This window comes from Streptomyces sp. JNUCC 63 (assembly GCF_054366325.1).
In genome coordinates this window covers 5585454-5602477 of sequence record NZ_CM135963.1, presented here as the reverse complement: position 1 = coordinate 5602477, position 17024 = coordinate 5585454, and the positions used below count along the sequence as shown (strand labels likewise).

At 71.5% G+C, this 17024-nt stretch carries 15 protein-coding genes and 1 other RNA gene; 9 read left to right on the top strand and 7 right to left on the bottom strand.

Annotation, left to right across the window (positions count from 1 at the left end; translation table 11 throughout):
* Complete coding sequence (locus ACX25U_RS25730) at positions 1 to 1482, top strand: hypothetical protein (protein WP_454383456.1); 1482 nt, start codon at positions 1 to 3, stop codon at positions 1480 to 1482.
* A 69-nt stretch (positions 1483 to 1551) separates the two neighbouring features.
* On the opposite strand, the gene ACX25U_RS25725 is transcribed toward ACX25U_RS25730, so the two are convergent.
* Positions 1552 to 1986, bottom strand: coding sequence for an SRPBCC family protein (locus ACX25U_RS25725; protein ID WP_454383455.1), 435 nt, complete (start codon positions 1984 to 1986; stop codon positions 1552 to 1554).
* Positions 1987 to 2834: 848 nt separating this feature from the next.
* Here ACX25U_RS25725 and ACX25U_RS25720 point away from each other — a divergent pair.
* The 3 genes from ACX25U_RS25720 to ACX25U_RS25710 all read left to right on the top strand — a co-directional run bounded on the left by ACX25U_RS25720 (position 2835) and on the right by ACX25U_RS25710 (position 6216).
* Positions 2835 to 4532, top strand: a complete 1698-nt coding sequence (locus ACX25U_RS25720) for an N-acetylmuramoyl-L-alanine amidase (protein ID WP_454383454.1) — start codon at positions 2835 to 2837, stop codon at positions 4530 to 4532.
* Between the two features lie 115 nt (positions 4533 to 4647).
* Positions 4648 to 5589, top strand: a complete 942-nt coding sequence (locus ACX25U_RS25715; protein ID WP_454383453.1) for a L,D-transpeptidase family protein — start codon at positions 4648 to 4650, stop codon at positions 5587 to 5589.
* A 114-nt stretch (positions 5590 to 5703) separates the two neighbouring features.
* Complete coding sequence (locus tag ACX25U_RS25710) at positions 5704 to 6216, top strand: hypothetical protein (protein WP_454383452.1); 513 nt, start codon at positions 5704 to 5706, stop codon at positions 6214 to 6216.
* A 141-nt stretch (positions 6217 to 6357) separates the two neighbouring features.
* Here the strand turns inward: ACX25U_RS25710 and ACX25U_RS25705 are convergent, their stop codons facing one another.
* The 3 genes from ACX25U_RS25705 to ACX25U_RS25695 form a co-directional block, all read right to left on the bottom strand.
* Positions 6358 to 7791, bottom strand: a complete 1434-nt coding sequence (locus ACX25U_RS25705; protein WP_454383451.1) for an ATP-binding protein — start codon at positions 7789 to 7791, stop codon at positions 6358 to 6360.
* Positions 7792 to 8173: 382 nt separating this feature from the next.
* An RNA gene (gene rnpB / locus ACX25U_RS25700) (RNase P RNA component class A) lies at positions 8174 to 8577 on the bottom strand.
* 55 nt (positions 8578 to 8632) lie between these two features.
* Positions 8633 to 9211 (bottom strand): Uma2 family endonuclease, encoded by a 579-nt coding sequence (locus tag ACX25U_RS25695; RefSeq protein ID WP_454383450.1) that lies wholly within the window; start codon positions 9209 to 9211, stop codon positions 8633 to 8635.
* A 184-nt stretch (positions 9212 to 9395) separates the two neighbouring features.
* Between ACX25U_RS25695 and ACX25U_RS25690 the strand changes: the two genes are divergently transcribed.
* The 5 genes from ACX25U_RS25690 (at position 9396) to eda (ending at position 13831) form a co-directional block, all read left to right on the top strand.
* Positions 9396 to 10811 (top strand): IS4 family transposase, encoded by a 1416-nt coding sequence (locus ACX25U_RS25690; RefSeq protein ID WP_454383449.1) that lies wholly within the window; start codon positions 9396 to 9398, stop codon positions 10809 to 10811.
* Between the two features lie 122 nt (positions 10812 to 10933).
* Positions 10934 to 11689, top strand: a complete 756-nt coding sequence (locus ACX25U_RS25685; protein ID WP_454383448.1) for a MerR family transcriptional regulator — start codon at positions 10934 to 10936, stop codon at positions 11687 to 11689.
* Entirely contained in the window at positions 11686 to 12264 is a 579-nt protein-coding gene (locus ACX25U_RS25680) for a hypothetical protein (protein ID WP_454383447.1), read from the top strand. The genes ACX25U_RS25685 and ACX25U_RS25680 overlap by 4 nt, the downstream gene beginning before the upstream one ends.
* 60 nt (positions 12265 to 12324) lie before the next feature.
* Complete coding sequence (yaaA, locus tag ACX25U_RS25675) at positions 12325 to 13107, top strand: peroxide stress protein YaaA (RefSeq protein WP_454383445.1); 783 nt, start codon at positions 12325 to 12327, stop codon at positions 13105 to 13107.
* Between the two features lie 73 nt (positions 13108 to 13180).
* Positions 13181 to 13831, top strand: a complete 651-nt coding sequence (gene eda / locus ACX25U_RS25670) for a bifunctional 4-hydroxy-2-oxoglutarate aldolase/2-dehydro-3-deoxy-phosphogluconate aldolase (protein WP_454383443.1) — start codon at positions 13181 to 13183, stop codon at positions 13829 to 13831.
* On the opposite strand, the gene ACX25U_RS25665 is transcribed toward eda, so the two are convergent.
* The 3 genes from ACX25U_RS25665 to ACX25U_RS25655 are packed head-to-tail and all read right to left on the bottom strand — an operon-like array spanning position 13806 to position 16815.
* Entirely contained in the window at positions 13806 to 15185 is a 1380-nt protein-coding gene (locus ACX25U_RS25665; RefSeq protein ID WP_454394510.1) for a bifunctional RNase H/acid phosphatase, read from the bottom strand. The genes eda and ACX25U_RS25665 overlap by 26 nt on opposite strands.
* A gap of 24 nt (positions 15186 to 15209) precedes the next feature.
* Positions 15210 to 15953 (bottom strand): zinc ribbon domain-containing protein, encoded by a 744-nt coding sequence (locus ACX25U_RS25660; protein ID WP_454394508.1) that lies wholly within the window; start codon positions 15951 to 15953, stop codon positions 15210 to 15212.
* 13 nt (positions 15954 to 15966) lie between these two features.
* Complete coding sequence (locus ACX25U_RS25655; RefSeq protein WP_454383441.1) at positions 15967 to 16815, bottom strand: Nif3-like dinuclear metal center hexameric protein; 849 nt, start codon at positions 16813 to 16815, stop codon at positions 15967 to 15969.
* Positions 16816 to 17024: the final 209 nt, after the last annotated feature.

The window sequence follows — 17024 nt, the reverse complement described above, 5'->3', positions numbered from 1 at the left end:
ATGACCTCCACCACGGCGGACACCGCCCCCGGCACGCCGGACACGCCTGGAACGCCGGGAGCGCCGACCCGCCGCCCCGTCCGCGACCTGCGCGGCTTCTGGCGGGTGACGGCGGCGGTCATCGCACCGCTGCCCGCGCTCGCGCTGGCGGCGTACATGATCGTCCTGCCGTTCCGGCCGGACGCCCGGATCGGCACGGCGATCGCCGGCAGCGCGGCCCACCTCGGCGCCGCCCGGGCCGCGCTCTGGCTGTCGCTGGTGTTCACGCTGCTGATCATCCCGGCGACCATGGTGACGGCCTGGGCCGCCCGTCGCGGAGCCCCGCGGCTCGCGCTGTACGGCGGGCTGCTCACCCTGGTGGCCTTCGGCGCCGGCATCGCGGCGCCCGACTCCGGCCGGGCCGCCTTCGTCGCCACCGAGAAGGGCCTCGACCCGGCCCTGGTGACGGCGCTGGACGACGCGGTGCAGGCGCATCCCGCGGCGGGCCCGCTGGGGGTCGTCTTCCTGCTCGGGCAGGCGATCGGCCTCGTCCTGCTGGGGCTCGCACTGTGGCGGGGCGGGACGGCACCCGCGTGGGTCGGCGTGACCCTCGCGGTGTCCGGCCCCGCCCACCTGCTGGGGGCCGTCAGCGCACTCGCCTGCGCCGTGACCTGGGCGCTGACCGCCGTCGGCTACGGCGGCGCCGCCGTAGCCCTGCTGCGCACCGGCAACGACGGTTTCGACCTGCCCCCGGTCGGACGGGAGGCGGCGGCGGTCGACGGGCGGCCCGAACGGAAACGGACGGCGGTCGACGGGCGGCCCGAACGGGACGCCCGTACGGTCTGGCGGGTGCTGCTCGCGGTCACCGCGCCGGTCGTCGCGCTGATCGTGACGTTCGGCCGCTACCTGCTGCCGTACGACACCCTGTCCGACCAGCCGCGCCAGGTGTTCGACAAGCTGGTGGCCGCCACCGGATACCAGGCGGTGGCCATCTGGACCGGCGCGGTCGGCACGATCCTCGCGTGCGGCGGCGTGGTCGCGGTCGCCTGGGTGACCCGCCGGCGGGCACCGGTGCTCACCACGGCCGCCGTGCTGGTGGCGTTCCCCGGCTACACGGCGCTGTTCGCCTCCGGCGGCTACGTGGACGTCCTCACCCACGCGGTGGGCACCCGGAACGGCCTGGACCGGGAGACCGCGTTCCAGCTGGCGGAAGGCCTGCAGGCCGGATTCTGGTCCGACGTGCTGTCCGGCGTCTTCGTGATCGGCCACCTCCTCGGCACTGTGCTGCTGGGGCTGGCCCTGTGGCGGGCACGCGTGGTGCCGCTCTGGCTCGCGCTCGGGCTGACGGTGTCACAGCCCGTCCACCTCGCCTCGGTGCTGAGCGGTGTCCGCGAGCTCGACCTGGTCGGCTGGGGGCTCACGGCGGTCGGCTTCGCGGCGGCCGGTCGACTGCTGCTGCGCATGCAGAACGACGAGTTCGACCTGCCGCCGCTGCGGGACTGAGCGCCCGGCCGGGCGGCACGTCATCCCCTTCCCCCCGTATGAAGGCGGGGGGAAGAAGTCGACTCCGAGTCAACCCTTCTGCCGCTCCACGAGCTCCCTGAAGTGTTCCAGGTCGTCCCGGACCGTCCGCTCGACCGCGTGGACCTGGGCCATTCCCTTCGGACCGCCGAAGGTGTCCTGGATGCCCTGCGGGTCGTACTCCATCCGGATCTGCACCTGGCTGTGGTCCCTGTCCAGGGACCTGACCGAGAGGGTGCCCTGCAGCTCCGGGCTGCCCTCCGTCTGCCAGGTGATGGTCTGTTCGTCGGAGCGGTCGGAGAGGACAGCCTCGAACGCCTGCTCACCACGGCCGGTCCGGACATCGAGACGGGCGCGGTCACCGCCGCGTGCAGAAGCGCGCTGCACCCCGTCCATGAACGACGAGTACTCCTCGATGCGGTGCAGCTGGTCCCACACCTTCTGTGCCGGGGCGCTGATGTCGATGTGCTCCTGGAGCCTGCTCATCGCGGACCTCGCCTCCTGGCCCGGCCACCCGGGCCCATGGTCCCTTCCAGGTTGCGCCGTGAGTCGGCCACCTGGCAACCAGACCGGGAAGCGCCCTGCCGATCACGAGCACGGCCGGCCCGTCAGCTCCTTGGCGCGCTCGGCCTTCGGGTACGTCTTCCCCTTCGGCGGTTTCCGCCGGCCGGCCATCCCCGATTCATCACGCGACAGCGGCTTCTCGTTTCCCTCCCCCTACTCCCCAATCCGAGTTTCAGGTTACATCTTTCCTCACGTGCCGCGTCCGGAATATGCCCCGGAAGAAGACCACACCATCTGCAGTGACAGAAAGTCATACGCAGCGGCGCCGGTTTTCTAGCCACCTCGGAGTAACGTTGTCAAGCCGCCGGACATCACGGACACTTGACCCTCTTCGCCGACAATCAAGGGCAGAAAGAAACGCGGAATGTCCATTATTTCCGCTCGCTGGACAGGCGTTCTCGGCTCCCTGTATAAACGCCCGACTCACGCAACAGCGAATGGCATGTGCGAGAGGACGAAAACCATGGGCACCACGCCTCGAAAATCCACGAGGGGCCGGCCACCTTCCAAGAAGAGGGGCGAGGAACCATCCGGCGAATATTCCGAGACCGGACCCAGGAATACCGAGGCCCCGTCCCGAGGCCGGCGGCACGTCGGGGAACAGCAGCGAGTCCGCGTCGGCCGACCGACACTCCTCGCGCGCTGCGCCTGTGGGGCGGAGCGGCCAACTGCCCCACAAGGACGCGCCCGAGAGCTGACGTGATGCCCCGTCCCCGGCAGCACGGCCAAGAGCGCTCCCCGGCACGCACGAGACAACCCGAGGAAGAACCATGAGCTCCGCAAGATCCCGTTCCCGCCGCACACCTTCCGGCAAGCGCCGGACATGGCTGGCCGTCGGCGCCACGGTGCTCGGCGGCGCGAGTCTGGCCACGGCCGCCGTCGCCTTCGCACCCGATGACTCCGCGGACACCACAGAGGCCCGCCCGGCCGGCGCGAACACGATCGCGCTGGCCGGCTCCAGCAGCTCCGAGCGCACCCTTCCCCGCACCGACACCAAAGCTTTTTCGCTGATCGGCGTCTCCTGGAAGGACCGCGCCAAGGACTTCGACGGCACCGCCCAGATCCGCACCCGCAGCGCCGCCACCGGTGAGTGGACCGACTGGCGCGACCTCGACTTCGACGTGGTCGCGCCCGAGACCGCCGAAGGCCGCGCCCCGGGCACCCGCGGCGCCTCCGAACCGCTGTGGGTGGGCCCCTCCGACGCGGTCGAGGCACGGGTCGTCGCCAACGGCAAGCAGACCTCCGTCCCCGACGGGCTGCGCCTCGACATGATCGACCCCGGCACCGCCCCCAACGGCAAGGGCAAAGCCAAGGGCAAGGACAACGGCAACGGCAACGGCAACGGCAACGGCAACGGCAACGGCAACGGCCAGGCCAAGGGCAAGGACAACGGCAACGGCCAGGGCAAGGAGGGCACGAAACCAGGCAACTCCGCGGGGGGCGGCTCGGCCACCGCCCAGCAGCCGTCCTCCCCCAGCACCTCCGCCGCAGCCGGTGACACCCCACCGGACACGGCCTCGTCCAGCACGCCCACCGACGACGCCGACAACGGCAACGGCGCCCAGGACAAGGCGCCCTCCACCACCCCCGAGGCCACCGCCGACGACGGCACGAACACGCCGGAGCCGACCGGCCCCGCCGACAACACCGCCGAGGAACCCGCACCCTCCTCGAGCACCACCCCGGACGCACAGCCGACCGCCGGCTCCGAGCCCACCGGCTCGACGGACTCCGGCAGCCCCACCGCTCCCGCCGACAGCAGCCGGCCGGAACCGGCCGACCCGGCGCCCGAGACCACCGACGCCACCTCCGAGCCGTCCGCCCCCTCGGCGTCCGAAACGGCCACGCCCACCGAGCCCGCCGCCCCCGCGATCGTCGACCGCGCCACCTGGGGTGCCGACGAGTCCCTGGTCGAGGACCCGCCCGAGTACCTGGAGAAGGTCAAGGCCGTCTTCGTCCACCACACCGCCGGCACCAACGACTACAGCTGCGCCGACTCACCCGCCATCATCCGCGCGATCCTCGTCTACCACGTGCGGACCAACGGCTGGAACGACATCGGCTACAACTTCTTCGTCGACAAGTGCGGCACCGTCTTCGAAGGCCGCGCCGGCGGCGTCGACAAGCGGGTGCGCGGCGCCCACACCTACGGTTTCAACGGCGACTCCGCCGGCATCTCCCTGCTCGGCGACTACGAGAACGGCGGCACCCCCACCACGGCCGCCAAGAAGGCCATCGCCGACCTCGCCGCCTGGAAACTCGGCCTGGACGGCGTCAAGCCCCAGGCCCAGGTCACCCTCACCGCAGCGGGCGACACCGGCGTGTACAGGACCGGCCAGAAGGTCACGCTCAACACCGTCTCCGGTCACCGGGACGGCTTCGCCACCCTCTGCCCCGGCACATCCCTCTACGCCGCACTCCCCGAGATCCGCACCGCGGCCGGAAACTCCCGCTACGCCACGCGCTGACCCACCCGGCGATGCCGCCGTCCCAGCCCCCACCACCGGGGGCGGCGGCTCCGCGTGCGGCCAACCCATCCCTTCGGCACCCCTTTTGCTCAGATAATTCAGACAAGGAGTCATTGTGCGAGTCCTGCCCCGGCAGGTTTCGGCCGCCACCGCCGTCCTCGTCGTTGTTCTGGCGGTGACGTCCGCCTGCGCCGGCCACGACAGCCCCCAAGCCTCGGCCGCGGACGAAGTCGAAGTGGCGCAAACGCAGCAGACGGGGTCCCCCGACGCCTCCAGCACCGCATCCCCGAGCGCCTCCGCCTCCGCGTCCACCAGCCCGTCCTCCTCCGTGTCTGCCTCCGCGTCTGCCTCCGCGTCGGCTTCGGCGTCCGCCGCGTCACGTGCCGCGAACAACCCCAACGGCCCGGCGGGTGGTGCGGGCACAGGCTCCGGCGGCACGGCAGCGGCCCCCGCCCCCGCCGCTCCCGACTTCCCCGTGCCGGTCCAGGTGGGCAACGCGACCCAGCTCATCACCGTCAAGGCCAGCGGCTCCTACGCCACCGTCACCGCCTGGTCCAAGGGTCCCGCAGGCTGGAAGGCGCAGTTCAGCACCGGCGCGGGCCGCGTCGGCTCCAACGGCGTCACGAACGGCGCCACTCGCCGGCAGAACACCTACACCACCCCCACCGGCACCTACACCATCACCGAGGGCTTCGGCGTCCAGGCCTCCGGCACCGCCATGCCCTACCACGTCGTGACCAGTGACGACTGGTGGGTGGAGGACCCCCAGTCGAAGTACTACAACTCCATGCACGGCGAACAGGGCGCCGACTTCCCGCTCACCGAATCCGGCGAGCGCGGCAGCGAACATCTCGTCAACTACCCGACCCAGTACGCCAACGCACTCGTCATCAACTTCAACCGCTGGCCCGCCACCCCCGGCCGCGGCGCCGGCATCTTCCTCCACGTCAACGGCAACGGCGCCACCGCCGGCTGCGTCTCCGTCCCTCGGGCCACCATGGACCGGATCATGGGCTGGATCACGCCAACTGCCCACCCTCGCATAGCGATTGGCTGACTCCGCAGCGGCCGCCGCCCCTGCTCTTCCGTGATGTTCCGGAGGCCGGATCCGCTGGGTAAAGGGGGGGAGCCCAGCGACGGGCCTCCACGGCGAGCGAAGGGGTGGGGTTCCATGAGTGAGGTGGGCGCGCACATGCCGGACGCGGACGAGATGCGCTCGTACGCGGCGGCCTTCGTCGCCCACGTCACGGACCGCAGCCGAGTACCTCTGGACTATTCCGTGGGGAGTCTGCGCATCGTCGACTTCCTGGTCGACGGTCTGCGCAAGGGCGGTGCTCCGCGGGAGCGGGTGCGCGAGACGCTCCTCGGGCTCGGCGCCTACGTCGGCGAGGTTCTGGTGCGCCGGGCCGGGGCGGTGTGGGTGGACTACGACGCCTACCAGCGCGCCTACTTCGGTCAGCCGGTCGGTGTGCGTATGCCGGACGGGCGCGTATGGAACCCGCTGGGGAAGGTGCTCAACCGGTTCGAGGCGGGCGGGACGGGGGACTCGCTGCTGACCTTCTATCTGACCCTGCACGGGCGGCCGCGGCGGTCGGCCCACGTTTCCCCTGGTCAGGGCCATAATGGCAGACGAGTCGGGTGGCACGCCGAGGACTGTCGAGGCCTTCATCGACGGCCGCTGTAACCTGCACGTATGCCGCACCGGGACGACTGCGGTGCACATCGCGTGCACGGTTGCACATGACTGGCAGTCCGCCATCAGCCCAGGTGAGCGGGGCCTGATGCGAGTATCCGCACGGCGGAGGAGGGCTTCACCATCTCCTGGCTACCGCCAGGCGCGGACCAGGTCTTCAGGCCCCCAGTGGCCCGCAAGCGGCAGACCGCCGGCCACACCACTGCGGGACACCGCGACCAGCGGGGTGTCCGGCCCGGCACCGGGCACCGCGAGTACGTCCCGCGCCAGGGCGTCGTATTCGCGCCGACCGAACGGCTGGGACTCCAGCCACTTGATGGAGCCGACAAAGTGCACCGCGCCCGCCACGGGTTCCCGGTCAACGCCGACCAGGTCGACCTCGGGGTTGTTCTGCCGGTTCCACCAGCCGCCGACCGCCTCCGTCTCCGGCCATCGCTCATCGGGCAGCAGCCGCAGCAGCGACTCGCGGATGACCGGCTCGACCGCACGTCCCCGCCAGGCGGTCCAAGACCGCTCGATGCGCTCCAAGGCAAGATCGCCCCGGCCGCGCTCGATGAGTGGGATTCCCCGCTGCAGGAAGGCCAGCCAGAACCGCAGATAGGGATCGGCGATGCGATAGCGTTTGTTCTTGCTGTCGGCCTTCGTGGACAGGGGCAGGTCGGCCGCGAGAACCCGCTTGGTCTGCAGGGTGTTCAGCAGCGGAGACAGCGTGCCCGAGGGCAGCGCTCCTGCTCCCCCGGCCTGTGCGGCGATGGTGGAGAAGGTCCGCTCACCGCTGCCCACCGCCTCCAGCACCGCACGCGAGTGCGACGCCTCGGGAAACTCCCCCAGCAGCGACAGCTCGCCCGCCACCAGCAGCGGCGACAGCGGATTCGCCACCGCCCCGCGCAGGAAGTCCGTCCGGCTCGTCCCCGGCCGCCACGACTGGACGATCTCCGGGAAGCCTCCCGTGATCAGCAGCGCATCCACCGCGTCCGCCGCGTCCAAACCGGTCAGCGCCTGCACATCGGCCAGGTGCAGCGGCCGGACGGTCATCTTCGCTGCCCGGCCGAAGAACGGCCGACCGTACGACTGCAGCGCCTCCATCACCGACATGTCGCTGCCGACCAGGATGAGCAGAACCGGCTTGGCGGACAGGTGACGGTCCCAGACCGTCTGCAGCGCCCCCTCGAACTCCGCGTCCTGCTCCACCAGCCACGGCACCTCGTCGATCACCGCGATGCTCGGGGCGTCGTCCGGCACCGCGACGGCCAGCGAGCGCAGCGCCTGATTCCAGTCCGCAGCCTGCAACCCGGCCACCAGCTCCGCCCCGGGCAGAGGGGACTGCGCGAGCGCCGCGGCGAAGTCCGCCCGCTCGGCCACGGCGTTGCGACCACGGGTCGCCTGAAAGACCACGTACGGAATCCGGGACCGGTCACAGAACTCCTGGACCAGGCGGGACTTCCCCACCCGGCGCCGCCCCATCATGATCACGGCCCGCCCACGGGTGGCACCTGCGCCCTCGATCACCAGGCCCAGCTGCCCCGCCAGCAGATCCAGATCGGCTGTCCTGCCCTTGAATTTCACCGGCGACCCGCCCTCGAAAAAACACAGGTTCGATATTACGTAGATTGAATCTTACTTAGATGCTAGCTCGCTTCCAACGACAGCGCAGACCAGTGACGGGAACACGGACGAGCACGCCGCACCATTTCTCCTTCCGGGTCTTGGGCAGACGCGTCGACACCACCACAATCAGAGAACCACCGCAGGTCACAGGGGGACGACACAACCAGCCCTCTTGCGCGCGGTACACGAGTCGAGGCATGCCCCCGGCACTCCGGGTCCGCGTGCACAACCCGTGCGCAATCGCGCGGGAACTCCCGGGAAACCGCGGGTACGGGCGGGAACCCCAACAGGACGCATGTGGCCCTGGCCAGGAAGCTTCCCCTGGTCAGGGCCACAATGGCAGACGAGTCGGGCTGTACGCCGGGTTCTGTTCCCCAGGTTCCTCGCGGAGCCCGGGGCGACGGCCATCCATCTAGGACCGGCGTTGCCGCCGGCCTCGTGCGGTCCACCCGCGGACTCGGGCGGGCAGCCCTCGAACGTCCGCGCAGAGCACGCCTTGCGGCGGCTCCTCTTGACCTTGCTCCGGGTGGGGTTTACCTAGCTGCCCAGGTCACCCTGGGCACTGGTGGTCTCTTACACCACCGTTTCACCCTTACCGGGAGCCGGAGCTCTCGGCGGTTTGCTTTCTGTGGCACTGTCCCGCGGGTCACCCCGGGTGGCCGTTGGCCACCACCCTGCCCTGTGGAGCCCGGACGTTCCTCGGGAAGCCCCGGAAGGGCTTCACGCGGCCGTCCGCCCGGCTCGTCTGCCGTATGGACCATGGTACCGGGCGTGCCGACCGGTCCCGTCCGGAGACCGCTCAGAGAAAATCTGCCGTCTCCAGGTCGAAGGCAAAGGGCTCGGGGATCTTGAGAAGCTTGCCGAACGGGCGGGTGCAGAGCTCTGGGTAGTCGTCGTTCTCCGGCTCGCTGAACAGCGTGACGGATGAGGCTTCCCGGTCGACGAGCAGGTGGAGAGGGATGCCGGCACGGGCATAGCAACGACGCTTGGCCTCGCGGTCGGCCTTGGGCTTGGTCGACGTCACCTCGAGCACCATGGCCACACCGTCGCAGGGCATCCAGGAGTCGGCGCCCCGGTAGAGGCGCAGCTTCGTAGGCGCGAAGGTGCCGTCCGGAATCACGTAATCCTTCGGGCAGCCACCCCCGCTCCTCAACCTCAAGCCCTTGTTCCCGGAGAAGTCCATGTCGGTTCGGGACCGACGGATCACCTGCTTCATGATCAGACTGATGCAGTCCTCGTGGTCCCCGTCCGGCGGCGGTGTCACGACGATCTCCCCCTCGATCAGCTCGGCCCGGAATCCCTCCGGGGTGTCGAGGGACAGGAAGATCTCCAGCAGGCCCTCGGCCGGCGTGATGGGCTCATGAGCCACGGCAGTCATGTCACGCCCCTCCTTCGGTCGCTCGCCAGAATCGGACATCCCAAGATCACCTGTCCATGAGATCGGCAACGCCGCTGCGTTAGGGATCTTGAGTCGTTGGCAACCCCTGCCTGAGCAGCAGGAACGGGACCCCTGGTAGATCAGCTTGTGTCGAGCAAGGTGATCATCAAGTCCGGGAGTCCCGTTGCTGGAGAAGTCTGTCATCACGCGCACGATCGAGACGGCCGGGGGTGTGTTCGCGCCGGGGCACCTGGGCGAGTTGACGCAGATCGTGGACTTCGCGCTGGTGGACGCGGTGCTGGCCGAGACCCGCGCGGTGCAGCGGCGCATCCGTCTGCTGCCGGCGAGGGTGGTGGTGTACTTCGTCCTCGCGCTGGCCTTGTTCGAGGACTGCTCGTACCGGGCGGTGTGGGACAAGCTCACCGCTGGTCTGGCCGGGCTGCCGGTAGCGCGACCGCACTCCTCGTCGCTCTCGCGGGCCCGCCGCAGGCTGGGCGCGCGGCCGTTGCGGGTGTTGTTCGAGACGCTGGCCGGGGCCGTGGCCGCGAGAAATACGGCAGGGGCTTGGTGGTGCGGGATGCGCACGGTCGCCTTCGACGGCACCAGCCTGCAGTTACCCGATCGCTCCCCGGTCACTTGCCACTTCCCCAAGCGCAGCGGCCAGGAACGTGAGTTCGGCTATCCACTGCTGCGCCTGGTCACCCTGGTCGAGACAGGCACCCGCGCTGTAATCGCCGCCGCGTTCGGACCCGAGAGCGACGGTGAACTCGCCTACGCGAGGCGACTGCTGGCTCATCTGGAGGCGAAAATGCTGGTCCTGGCGGATGCCGGTTTCGACGCGGTCGCTTTCCTACGTGACATCCATACCACCGGGGCGCAGTTCCTGGTGCGCTCCTCGGCCAGCCGCCGCCCCCTCGTCCAGCGCCGTCTGCCGGACGGCTCCTATCTGACCCGCCTGTCCGGGCCCTATCGGGCCGGACACGGCTACGGCATGCTGACCGTCCGCGTGATCGAGGCGTGGATCACGGTGACGCTGGCGGACGGAACCGTACGCCGTGAGCAATGGCGGCTGGTCACCAGTCTCACCGACCCCGCCCGTCACCCCGCCGAGCGCCTGGTGTCGCTGTATCACGAGAGGTGGCAGGCGGAGACCACGTATGCGAGCTTGAAGGCGACCCTGCTGGACGGCCGCGTCCTGCGCTCCGGGCATCCCGCCGACTTGGATCAGGAAGTCTGGGGCATCCTTACCGTCTACCAGGCCCTGATCCGCACCGCTGTCGACGCCGCGGCCCACCGGCCGGGCCTGGACATGGACCGGCTCAGCTTCACCGTGGCCCTGAACGCCGCCCGCGACCAGATCGTGACCGCCTCCGGCGTTTTTCCCCACGGTCCCGTCCGTCTGGTCGGAGCCATCGGCCGCGCGCTGCTGGACAACCTGCTGCCAGCCCTTCGCCGCCGACGCATGAAAGCCCGCAGCCTCAAGAGCCACAGCAAGTACGCCCCGAACGTCGGCAAGCACCCCGCCACCGCCCAGAACTACACCCTCCACACCGAGATCACGATCATGGAGAAGGGGCTTGCATCCCGCTCACATCGCTAAACGCAGCGGCGTTGATGAGATCGGGAACCGTTCCCTCGATCGTGGCACACGATCGCGACCCCCGTCAGGTGCCGGACCGGGCGCTTGACCCTCACGCGGCGTCAACGTCTGTACTGGTCCGCATGCGGACAGGAGAACTCGCCGCGGCCGTCGGCGTCACCACGCGGACCGTGCGGCACTACCACCACCTGGGGCTGCTGCCGGAGCCGGAGCGGCGGGCCAACGGGTACCGGGACTACACGCTGCGGCACGCGGTCGTGCTGGCCCGGATCCGGCGGTTGACCGAGTTGGGGCTGGGGCTGGCGGAGGTGCGGGACGTGCTCGCCGACGATGCGGGGAAGGAGCTCGGCGAGGTGCTGGAAGAGCTGGATGCCGACCTGGCGCGGCAGGAGGCGGCGATACGGGAGCGAAGGGTGCGGCTGCGTGTCCTGCTGGACGTGGGGGAGCTGCCCGCCGAGGGGCCGGTCTCCCCGGAGCTGGCCGCGCTGTTCGCCCGGACCGCCGCCGACCTGCCCGACTCCCCCATGGCAGCCAAGGACCGCGAGGTGCTGGCGCTACTGGAGACGGCCACGGACCCGGCGGACCGGGAACGGCTGCTGGGCGCCGTCAGCTCGGCCTTCGCCACGTCGGAGGCGACGGCGCGGGCCCGGGAGGCGTACGCGCTGCTGGACGCGCTCGCCGACGCCGACGCCGACGACCCGCGTGTGGCGGAGGCCGCCGGTGCGATCGCCGGGTGCATCCCCCGGGAGATGCTTCCGGAGTCGGCTGACATCGACTACGGACACGGGTTCCTGCGTGCCCTCTGTGCCGACTTCGCCCCCGCCCAGGCCGAGGCGGTCCGACGGGCACTGCGGATCCTCGCCGAGGGGCCGGCATGAGGACCGTACTCACCCTCGTCCGGCACGAGACGCGGCTGATGGCGAGCCTGGTGCTCTGGCCGGCGCGCCGTACGCACGGCACCCGCGGCGGTGGGCGGGCCTTCGGGTACGCCCGTGGTCAGGGGCCGGTCATGGCCGGGCTTGCGTTCGTCTGTGTGATCGAGACGCTGATGATGTCCGTACTGCTGCGGAACTGGCCCGTCGCCCACGCGGTGGTGCTGTTCCTCGACGTGTACACGGTCGTCTTCGTCGTCGCCCTGCACGCGGCGTCGGTGGTCCGCCCGCATGTGCTCGGCGCGGACGGTCTGCGCGTACGGTACGGCGTCCACGTGGATCTGCGCGTCCCGCTGGAGCGGATTGCGTCCGTACGCCGGGAGCTGCGCACGACGCACGAGCGTGCCGACGGCGAGCTGAACGTCCCCGTCGCCTCCCAGACCTCGCTCACCCTGGAACTGACCGCCCCCGTCGAGCACGTCACCCTCCTCGGCAGGCGCCGGCAGGTGCGGGTCGTACGCCTCCACGCCGAGGACGTCGGCGCGCTGGTGAGCGCCCTCACGCAGGTGCGGGCTGCGTAGGGTGCGGGCGCCCGGGCGGCACGCCGTACGCTGGCGCGGAGCTCGACCGAAGGAGTACGTGTGCTTGTCCTGCTGCCCCCGTCCGAAGGCAAGGCGTCCGGTGGCCGTGGTGCCCCGCTGAAGCCGGAGTCGCTGTCGCTGCCGGGGCTGGCCGCCGCCCGCGAGGCCGTCCTCACGGAGCTGGTCGAGCTGTGCGCGGGCGACGAGGACAAGGCACGCGAGGTGCTCGGGCTGAGCGAGGGACTGCGCGGCGAGGTCGCCAAGAACGCCGGACTGCGTGCGGCCGGGACGCGGCCCGCCGGGGAGATCTACACCGGGGTGCTCTACGACGCCCTGGACCCGGCCTCCCTCGACGCCGCCGCCAAGCGGCGTGCCGCGCGCTCGCTGCTGGTCTTCTCGGGGTTGTGGGGCGCGGTGCGGGTGACCGACCGGATTCCGTCCTACCGCTGCTCGATGGGCGTGAAGCTGCCGGGGCTGGGAGCCCTTTCGGCCCACTGGCGTACGCCGATGGCCTCCGTGCTGCCCGAGGCGGCCGGCGACGGGATGGTGCTGGACCTGCGGTCCGCCGCCTACGCCGCCGCCTGGAAGCCGAAGGGCGAGGTCGCCGGGCGGACGGCGACCGTACGGGTGTTGCACGCGCCGACCCGGAAGGTCGTCAGTCACTTCAACAAGGCGACGAAGGGGCGGATCGTGCGCAGCCTGCTGAGCGACGGGGCCGCGCCGGAGGACCCGGCCGGTCTGGTGGAGGCGCTGCGGGACCTCGGGTACGTGGTGGAGGCGGAGCCGCCCGCCAAGGCGGGGAGGCCGTGGGCGCTGGATGTGCTGGTGACGGAGATCCACTGAGGGACCGCTGGAGCGCATTGCAGCATGCGCAACGCGCTTTGCGCATGCTGCTCGCCCCGGGCACGATGACGCCATGCCCTCCCCCCTGCCTGCCGCCTCCGTGCTGGATCTCGCCCCCGTCGTGCCCGTCCTGGTCGTCGAGGACGCCGCCGACGCCGTACCGCTGGCACGGGCTCTGGTGGCCGGGGGGCTGCCCGCGGTCGAGGTGACGCTGCGGACGCCGGCCGGGCTCGACGCGGTCCGGGCCATCGCCGGTGAGGTGCCGGACGCGGTGGTGGGGGCCGGTACGGTCGTCACGCCGGCGCAGGTGGCGGACAGCGTGGCGGCGGGGGCGCGGTTTCTGGTGAGCCCCGGCTGGACGGACGTACTGCTGGGGGCCATGCGGGCGTCCGGGGTGCCGTTCCTGCCCGGGGTGTCCACGGTGTCCGAGGTCGTGGCGCTGCTGGAGCGCGGGGTGCGGGAGATGAAGTTCTTCCCGGCGCGGGCGGCCGGCGGCACCGCGTATCTGAAGGCGCTGTACGGTCCTCTCCCCCAGGCCCGCTTCTGCCCCACCGGCGGCATCGGGCCCGACAGCGCGCCCGGGTATCTGGCGCTGCCCAACGTCGGCTGTGTCGGCGGCAGTTGGATGGTTCCCGCGGACGCGGTGGCCGCCCGGGACTGGGCCCGGATCGAGCAGCTGGCCCGCGAGGCGGCGGCGCTCAGCGCAGGTGGGACGTGTCGTTGAACAGGCGGACGCTCGCGTTGCCGTCCGCGTAGTACGCCACCGCCGACAGCGACGCCGCCGACAGCTCCATGCGGAACAGGGACTCCGGCGGGGCGCCGAGGGCCATCTGGACGAACGTCTTGATCGGGGTGACGTGGGTGACCAGCAGGACCGTACGGCCCGCGTGGGCCGCGACCAGCTTGTCGCGGGTGGCCGCGATACGGGCGCCGGTCGCCGCGAAGCTCTCGCCGCCGCCGGTGGGTTCGGCCCGAGGGGAGGCCAGCCAGGCGTTCAGGTCGTCCGGGTGGCGCTCGCGCACCTCGCCGAACGTCAGCCCCTCCCAGGCGCCGAAGTCGGTCTCGCGCAGCCCCTCCTCCACGGTCACCTCGAGACCGAGGCGGGCGGCGACGACAGCGGCGGTCTCGCGGGTGCGGGCGAGGGGGGACGACACGATGGCCTGGATCGTGCCGCGACGGGCAAGCGCCTCGGCGACCCGTTCGGCCTGCTCCCGGCCGACCCCGGACAGCGACGGATCGGTGCCGCCACTGCCCGAGAAACGCTTCTGCGGCGTCAACGGCGTCTCCCCGTGCCGCAGCAGCACGAAGGTGGCGGGCGCGCCGAGGTCGGCGGGCCCCCAGCCGGGGGTGGCGACGGTCTGCACGGCGCGGGCATCGGCGTCGGCCCGGGTGTCGGCCCCGGAAGGACCGCGCCCGCCGACGGCACCCGCGTCGGCCGAGGCCCGGCCGGGCGCGGCGACCGCCCGTGCGGACCGCACGCCGGCGCCGGCCTCAGGCTCCGTCCCGCCCGCAGCCGCACGCGCCGCTCCGGCATCCGCGTCCGCGCCGGTGTCGGCGAAGGCCCCGCCGGGGACGGACGCGGCACGCGCCGCCCGGACGTCGGTACCGGCGTCCGCCTCGCCCGCCGTCTCCGGTGCGGCCGTGGACGCCGGCGCCGACCACTCCTCCCCCCGCGCCCCCGCGTCCATCGCCTCGTTGGCCAGGCGGTCGGCGTGCTTGTTCCGCTCGCGCGGGATCCACTCGTAGGTCACCTGCCCGGGCGGGAACACCCGGGCGGCCTGGGCCGCCAGCGGTTTCAGGTCGGGGTGCCTGATCTTCCAGCGGCCCGACATCTGCTCGACGACCAGCTTGGAGTCCATGCGGACATGGACCCTCGCCGAGGGGTCCAGGGCGTGTGCGGCGCGCAGGCCGGCCAGGAGGCCGCGGTACTCGGCGACGTTGTTGGTGACGACACCCAGGTACTCCGCGGTCTCCGCCAGGGGTTCCCCCGTCGCCGCGTCGAGCACCACCGCGCCGTAGCCCGCGGGTCCCGGGTTGCCCCGCGATCCGCCGTCCGCCTCGACGACGAACTCCCGGATGGACTCCTGCACGCCCACCGCCCCTTACAGACCGGACTCGGCGGTGCGCACCAGGATGCGGCGGCAGTTCTCGCAGCGTACGACCGTGTCGGGGGCCGCCGTGCGGATCTCGTTCAGCTCGGTGATGGCGAGCTCCTGACGGCAGCCCTGGCAGGTGCGCTGGTACAGCTTGGCCGCGCCGATGCCGCCCTGCTGCTCGCGCAGCTTGTCGTAGAGCTTCAGCAGGTCCGCGGGGACGGCGGCGGCGATGACCTCGCGCTCCTTCGTCACGGACGCCACCTCGCCGTCGATCTCCTCGAGGGCCGCGTCCCGGCGCGCGGTCACGTCGTCGGCCTTGGCCTGGACGGAGGAGACGCGCCCGGTCAGCTCGTCGACGCGTTCCTGCGCGGACTCGCGGCGCTCCATGACCTCCAGGACGACGTCCTCGAGGTCGCCCTGCCGCTTGGCGAGCGAGGCGATCTCGTGCTGGAGGTTCGACAGGTCCTTGGGCGAGGTGACCGCGCCGGAGTCCAGGCGCTGCTGGTCGCGCGCGGCGCGCTTGCGCACCTGGTCCACGTCCTGTTCGGCCTTGGTCTGCTCGCGGGCGCAGTCGCTCTCCTCCGTCTGCGCGGCCACGAGCAGGTCGCGCAGTTGGGACAGGTCTTTGCTCAACGACTCGATCTCGGCGTGCTCCGGCAGGGACTTCCGCTTGTGCGCGAGCTGCTGCAGGCGGACGTCGAGGCCCTGGACGTCGAGGAGTCGGATCTGGTCGGCGGACGCGGCGTTCAGTTGGGGGCTCCCGTTAGCTAGTGGCGGCGGTGGACGCCGCGTGGGCGGTCCAGGGGTCGGTGACCGTCTTGGAGACGTGGACGCGCAGGCCCCATCCGTGCCGGTCGGAGATCTCGTCGAGCTGGGCGGCGGCCAGCTCGCACCAGGGCCACTCGGTGGCCCAGTGCGCCGCGTCGAGCAGCGCGATCGGACTGTGGGCGCGAGCCGCCATGAACTCCGACGCCGGGTGGTGGCGCAGGTCCGCGGTGAGGAAGGCGTCGACGCCGGCGGCCCGTACCTCGTCGAAGAGGCTGTCGCCGGAGCCGCCGCTGACGGCGACCGTGCGGACCTGTGCCTCGGGGTCGCCCGCCACCCGGATGCCCTGCGCGGTGGCGGGCAGCCGCTCGGCGGCGCGGGCGGCGAGCTCGCGGACGGTCAGCGGGTGGTCCAGCTCGCAGACCCGGCCCAGGCCCCGGCAGCCGCCGGGGTCGGTGGGGTCCGGCACCAGGGGGCGTACGACACGCAGGTCCAGCGCCCCGGCCAGCGCGTCGGAGACACCCGGATCGGCGGTGTCGGCGTTGGTGTGGGCCACGTGCAGGGCGATGTCGTTCTTGATGAGGGTGTGCACCACACGGCCCTTGAAGGTGGAGGCCGCCACGGTCGTCGTACCGCGCAGATACAACGGGTGGTGGGTGACCAGCAGGTCGGCGCCCAGCTTCACCGCCTCGTCGGCGATCTCCTGCACCGGGTCGACGGCGAACAGCACCCGGCCGACCTCCTGGTCGGGGTCGCCCACGACGGTGCCGACCGCGTCCCAGGACTCGGCCCGCTCGGCGGGCCACAGGCTCTCCAGCGCGGCGATGACTTCAGACAGAAGGGGCACGGGTGCAAGGCTACCTGGGTGTTCGACGAGGCTGAACCGCTGCCGCCGCCCCCGCCGGGACCGCACCCGCCGAGCACCATGGTCCCGGTTTCCTCACGAGCACACCGGTCCCGGTTCCTCAGGCGAATCGTTCCTGGGCCACCCGTATGTGTGAAGCCGCCGCCTGCCGGTCCGCCACCTGTGCATACGAAAACTACCGTCCCCACAGG

Coding starts and splice junctions, on each gene's coding strand:
- ACX25U_RS25730 (WP_454383456.1), top strand. CDS start 1: ATGACCTCCACCACGGCGGACACCGCCCCCGGCACGCCGGACACGCCT.
- ACX25U_RS25725 (WP_454383455.1), bottom strand. CDS start 1,986: ATGAGCAGGCTCCAGGAGCACATCGACATCAGCGCCCCGGCACAGAAG.
- ACX25U_RS25720 (WP_454383454.1), top strand. CDS start 2,835: ATGAGCTCCGCAAGATCCCGTTCCCGCCGCACACCTTCCGGCAAGCGC.
- ACX25U_RS25710 (WP_454383452.1), top strand. CDS start 5,704: ATGAGTGAGGTGGGCGCGCACATGCCGGACGCGGACGAGATGCGCTCG.
- ACX25U_RS25695 (WP_454383450.1), bottom strand. CDS start 9,211: ATGACTGCCGTGGCTCATGAGCCCATCACGCCGGCCGAGGGCCTGCTG.
- ACX25U_RS25685 (WP_454383448.1), top strand. CDS start 10,934: ATGCGGACAGGAGAACTCGCCGCGGCCGTCGGCGTCACCACGCGGACC.
- ACX25U_RS25680 (WP_454383447.1), top strand. CDS start 11,686: ATGAGGACCGTACTCACCCTCGTCCGGCACGAGACGCGGCTGATGGCG.
- eda (WP_454383443.1), top strand. CDS start 13,181: ATGCCCTCCCCCCTGCCTGCCGCCTCCGTGCTGGATCTCGCCCCCGTC.